Origin of the sequence: uncultured Veillonella sp., from assembly GCF_900545205.1 — a bacterium.
Classification (GTDB): Bacteria; Bacillota; Negativicutes; order Veillonellales; family Veillonellaceae; genus Veillonella.
In genome coordinates this window covers 1-4849 of record NZ_UQYC01000101.1, presented here as the reverse complement: position 1 = coordinate 4849, position 4849 = coordinate 1, and the positions used below count along the sequence as shown (strand labels likewise).

Sequence of the window (4849 nt, the reverse complement as noted above, 5' to 3'; positions counted from 1 at the left end):
AGCACAGCACAGCACAGCACAGCACAGCACAGCACAGCACAGCACAGCACAGCACAGCACAGCACAGCACAGCCAATTATAACACTATCACTATAAAGCGATAGTATTATTTAGCGCCTAAAGCCTTACATAGTTCATCATACACATGCTCAACAGGCAAGCCAACCACATTGGTATAAGAGCCCTCAATCTTCTCTACCCATAAGGCGCCTTTACCTTGTATACCATAGGCGCCAGCCTTATCCATAGGCTCACCACTACCGATATAGGATTCAATTTCAAAAGGAGCTAACTTTTTAAAATATACCTTTGTTTCATTATGAAAAACTATTTCCTGATTTTTAATGAGTAAGGCTACCCCCGTAATAACAGAATGAACTTGGCCTGATAAACGTTCTAGCATATGACGGGCCTCAGCCGCATCATGAGGTTTACCTAATACTTGATTATCTAGCACGACAATCGTATCAGCACCTAGCACAATACTACCTTCAGGGACATCTACAGCAGCACGAGCTTTACCTAAAGCCTGTGCTTTTACCATTTCAATGGGATCATCATAACCAGCATTAGCCTCTTCATAGGCGCTCGATACAACAATATGATCAATGCCAACTTGTGTTAACAACTCTGTTCTTCGTGGTGATTGGCTCGCCAAATATAATCCAGCCATTTGCACTCCTTTATGGTATAAGAATTTTAGTTAATTTAACTATTTCATTAATAAGACTAACTAGCATAGCTCAGAAAATATAAATCACAAACTATAACTCAGAATATTGATAAATTACACAGTAATATCTGGGCCATCCTTTTCAGGGGTAGTTAACTTTTTATAGTACTCTTGTACATCTTCTCCATGTTTTACTGCATCAGCACGCACTGCAGCATAGAATACAATATCTGCTTGCGGTACACGGATACGCCCTGGTACATGTTCCTCTAAGATTTCAAAGAATTTATCATCAGCTTTCAGTAAAAGGCGACCATTTTGGATCTTATCCCCCTTTACAATCGCATACACTAGAGACCAGATAGGACGCGGATCAGAAGTGGAACATTTTCTGTATTTATATCGATATTTAATATTCGTCAATAATTCACGTTCAAACTTGAATACACCATCAATCATATCGTAATCCACTTCAAAATGGCGTTTTCTAAAGATAGAAGATTCTTCAATTACTAACTTTGTGTCTGTCAAAATATAGGTATAGCGGCTAACCGCCTGTTTCACAATTACGATGATGGCCATAATTTCAATGAAATATTCAGCTATTAGCACAGTATGCAAATTAATACTGCGATATGTAGTGTACGCTACACCACATAATAATAGAATAACAAAACATAATACTAACCACTCTGCACTTTTAGCACGCTGAGATTTTTCTTCATATAATACTGTCATATGTTACCCCTTTAAAAGAACTACTACTTTATAACTATACATTCTATTATAAGGTATTCTAGGTATAAAAACTACAAAAACCCCGTCTATACATAAGATATAGACGGGGTTTTATGACTCTATTAGTCACCTAGTTCAGATACGAACTATATTATTATTTTAAGGATGCTGTAATACGTTGAGTATCGCGAGCAATCATGATTTCTTCGTTTGTAGGGATTACGAAGATTTTAACTTTGGAGCCTTCAGCACTGATTTCTTGTTCTTTACCGCGGATGTTATTGCGTTCAGAGTCAATGCGAGTACCCAAGTATTCTAAACCATTGCAGATTGCGTCACGGTTACCGATACCATTTTCACCGATACCAGCTGTGAATACGATAGCATCAACGCCACCCATAACTGCTGCGAATGCACCAATTACACGGCGAACTTTGTAATGGAACATGTTCAATGCTAATTGAGCACGTTTGTTACCATTAGCTGCTGCTTCTTCGATAACGCGGAAGTCATTGGACACGCCAGAAATACCAAGTACACCGGATTTTTTGTTCATTACAGTGTCTACTTCTTCGTAGTTCATGCCAGTTTTATTCATCAAGAATGGAACGATAGCTGGGTCAATATCACCAGTACGAGTACCCATGATCAAACCGGATAATGGAGTGAAGCCCATTGTAGTATCGATGGAACGACCACCTTTAATAGCGGATACGGAAGAACCATTACCCAAGTGACATGTGATGATACGAAGATCAGACATGTGTTTACCCATCAATTCAGCGCAACGTTGTGCCACATATTTATGGGATGTACCATGGAAACCATAACGACGGATACCATAGTCTTCATAGTATTCGTAAGGAAGCGCATACATGTAAGCTTCTTTAGGCATTGTTTGGTGGAATGCAGTATCGAATACAGCTACTTGTGGTACGTTTGGCATGATAGCTTGGCAAGCTTCAATACCTTGGATGTTTGGTGGGTTATGCAATGGAGCCAATGCACAGCATTCTTCTAATGCTTCCATAACAGCTGGAGTGATCAATACGGAGTCAGCGAATTTTTCACCGCCATGTACTACACGGTGACCAACAGCGTCGATTTCGTCCATGGACTTAATTACACCATATTCAGCATCAACTAAAATATCAAGCAAAATGCGAAGAGCTTCTTTATGGTTCAAAATTGGTTCAACGCGTTCTAATTTGTCAGCGTTAGGACGTTTATGAGTGAAGATAGCATCTTGATCACCAATCTTCTCAAAAAGACCTTTTGCCAATTCTGTTTCAGTTGTCATATCAAGTAATTGATACTTCAAGGAAGAACTACCGCAGTTAACTACTAATACGTTCATCGATTAACCCTCTTTCTGTTGTGTAACTTGAATCTTGTTTTGAATTTCTTTGCTGATATCAGCACCTACCTGATCCTTTTCAGGATATTGGTAGACTATATTCCACAATACGCCATGATCTAAGAATACGTATTGAGAAAATCTAAATGTTTGCCCTTGAGTTGTATAGGTCACATCAAGCTTTTTAGCAGATGCGCCATCTAATGCTACAGACTCTTCCTTGATGGTGCCGCCAATTTTAGTAAACTCAGATTTGCTGCGGTTAACATACTCATCTACCGTTGGTAAAGGTTTATTTTCACCAGCACGCAAAGCTTCAACCTCAATTACCATATGATCTGTAACAGAACCATAAATATCAATTGGATACCCATCATCCGACATATTTTTTGTACTTTTACCCATTTCATAAGGCAAAGCAATGGTAATTTCAGATTGACCAGCACGGATAACTTGATGGCCAAAACTATATGTATCCATTACATTTGTAGAGCCACATCCCGCCATTGCTAGTAGCGCAGCACCGAGCAGAGCCCCTTGTAATGTACGTTTCCAATTTTGTTTCATCATATACCTCACATCAATTCAGCATTTACAGTTAATTATAGCCTATAGAACAAATAAAATCTACAAAAAACTTTAGTTTTACATACATTTTTACCTCTATTTTTTACTATCTCTACGCTTCAGTTCAAAATTTATTTACAGTGCTTCTATGCTTTGTTACACTAACAATAATGAAAGGAGTCACTATGAAAACCACCGGTATTATTTGCGAATACAATCCATTTCACAATGGACATGCACACCAACTACATACATTAGCTTCAAAATCACCTGATGCATTGCGCATCTGTATTATGAGTGGCTCCTTTGTACAACGTGGTGAGCCGGCCCTATTCTCAAAGTTTGATCGTGCTCGTTGGGCCATTCTTGGCGGTGCAGATGTTGTTATCGAACTCCCTACACTCTATTCCTTAGGCAGCGCGCAACTATTTGGAACTGGTGCCATCCGTATGGTGAAAGCACTCTCTATCGATACCCTCTCCTTTGGTTCTGAAACTACTGATCTAAATACGCTCATAGATATAGCCAAACGTATGGATTGTGAAAGTACCCAAAATGAGTTACGAAATTATTTAAATGAAGGAATGTCCTATGGAACGGCCTTCCGTAAAGCCTTGAGCTCTGAAATGCTTAGCACACCTAATGCCTTATTAGGGCTAGAATATATACGAGCTGGATTAAAATATCATCCAACTTTAGAGTATATTCCCATTCAACGTACCTCTGATCACCATAATCAAAATATCGATCAAGAGTTACCATCAGGTACGGCATTACGACAACTCATCACAACTGCTAACTCCTTAGATATATGTTCAAAGCTTCAAGATGCTACTCCAACACCAATTATAGATGATATGAACCATAAAATTACAAGCGGTCACTATGTCGATTACAGTGGATATCATAATATGGTCCATATGTTGAGTCGTCGCATAACAACAAATGAATTAGAACGTTTTGTTGACTTCACAGAAGGTATTGAACACTTGTGGTTGAAAGCAGCACAACAACCAACATGGGATGCTGCTATCAATCAAATAAAATCGAAACGCTATACTTATGCACGATTACAACGAATGGGTACATACCTCACCTTAGGAATTACAAAAGACTTGATGAACAGCGCTATGGATGAAGGCCCTCAATACGCTAGATTACTAGCCTTTAATGATAGAGGTCGTCAATGGCTTCGAACTGAACATGATATTCCAGTCATTCAGAAATGGGCTAAAGCACCTACTCAACTTAATAATCTTGGACAAACTATGCATCACATCGATACGCTAGCGACAGATATACAAGCCTTATGTTTCTATAATAAAGCAAAACGTTTAGGCCATACGGACTATACATATACACCGCAATACATCAAATAAGTAGCTTAACTTTGTCTTATATATTTAGATTGAGATTTAAAAAACGAGCAGAGCTTAGTTTATCTAGATAAATTTAAGCAAAATCAGAACCACCCGTAAAACGGGTGGTTTGCTCACGGGCTATAAGCCCGTAGT

5 protein-coding genes are annotated in these 4849 nt (G+C 38.8%); 1 reads left to right on the top strand and 4 read right to left on the bottom strand.

Translation table 11 applies throughout. The features are described 5' to 3' along the window. Nucleotides 1-106: 106 nt before the first annotated feature. The 4 genes from QZR70_RS08430 to QZR70_RS08415 all read right to left on the bottom strand — a co-directional run bounded on the left by QZR70_RS08430 (nucleotide 107) and on the right by QZR70_RS08415 (nucleotide 3335). Nucleotides 107-673: a nucleoside triphosphate pyrophosphatase gene (locus QZR70_RS08430; RefSeq protein ID WP_295794475.1), complete on the bottom strand. Its 567-nt coding sequence runs from the start codon at nucleotides 671-673 to the stop codon at nucleotides 107-109. A 114-nt stretch (nucleotides 674-787) separates the two neighbouring features. Next, complete coding sequence (locus QZR70_RS08425; protein WP_295794473.1) at nucleotides 788-1411, bottom strand: hypothetical protein; 624 nt, start codon at nucleotides 1409-1411, stop codon at nucleotides 788-790. A gap of 154 nt (nucleotides 1412-1565) precedes the next feature. Further along, complete coding sequence (locus QZR70_RS08420; RefSeq protein WP_295780615.1) at nucleotides 1566-2768, bottom strand: acetate/propionate family kinase; 1203 nt, start codon at nucleotides 2766-2768, stop codon at nucleotides 1566-1568. 3 nt (nucleotides 2769-2771) lie between these two features. Next, nucleotides 2772-3335, bottom strand: coding sequence for a hypothetical protein (locus QZR70_RS08415; protein WP_295794470.1), 564 nt, complete (start codon nucleotides 3333-3335; stop codon nucleotides 2772-2774). Nucleotides 3336-3520: 185 nt separating this feature from the next. Between QZR70_RS08415 and QZR70_RS08410 the strand changes: the two genes are divergently transcribed. Beyond that, nucleotides 3521-4714, top strand: coding sequence for a nucleotidyltransferase family protein (locus QZR70_RS08410; protein ID WP_295794468.1), 1194 nt, complete (start codon nucleotides 3521-3523; stop codon nucleotides 4712-4714). Nucleotides 4715-4849 lie beyond the last annotated feature (135 nt).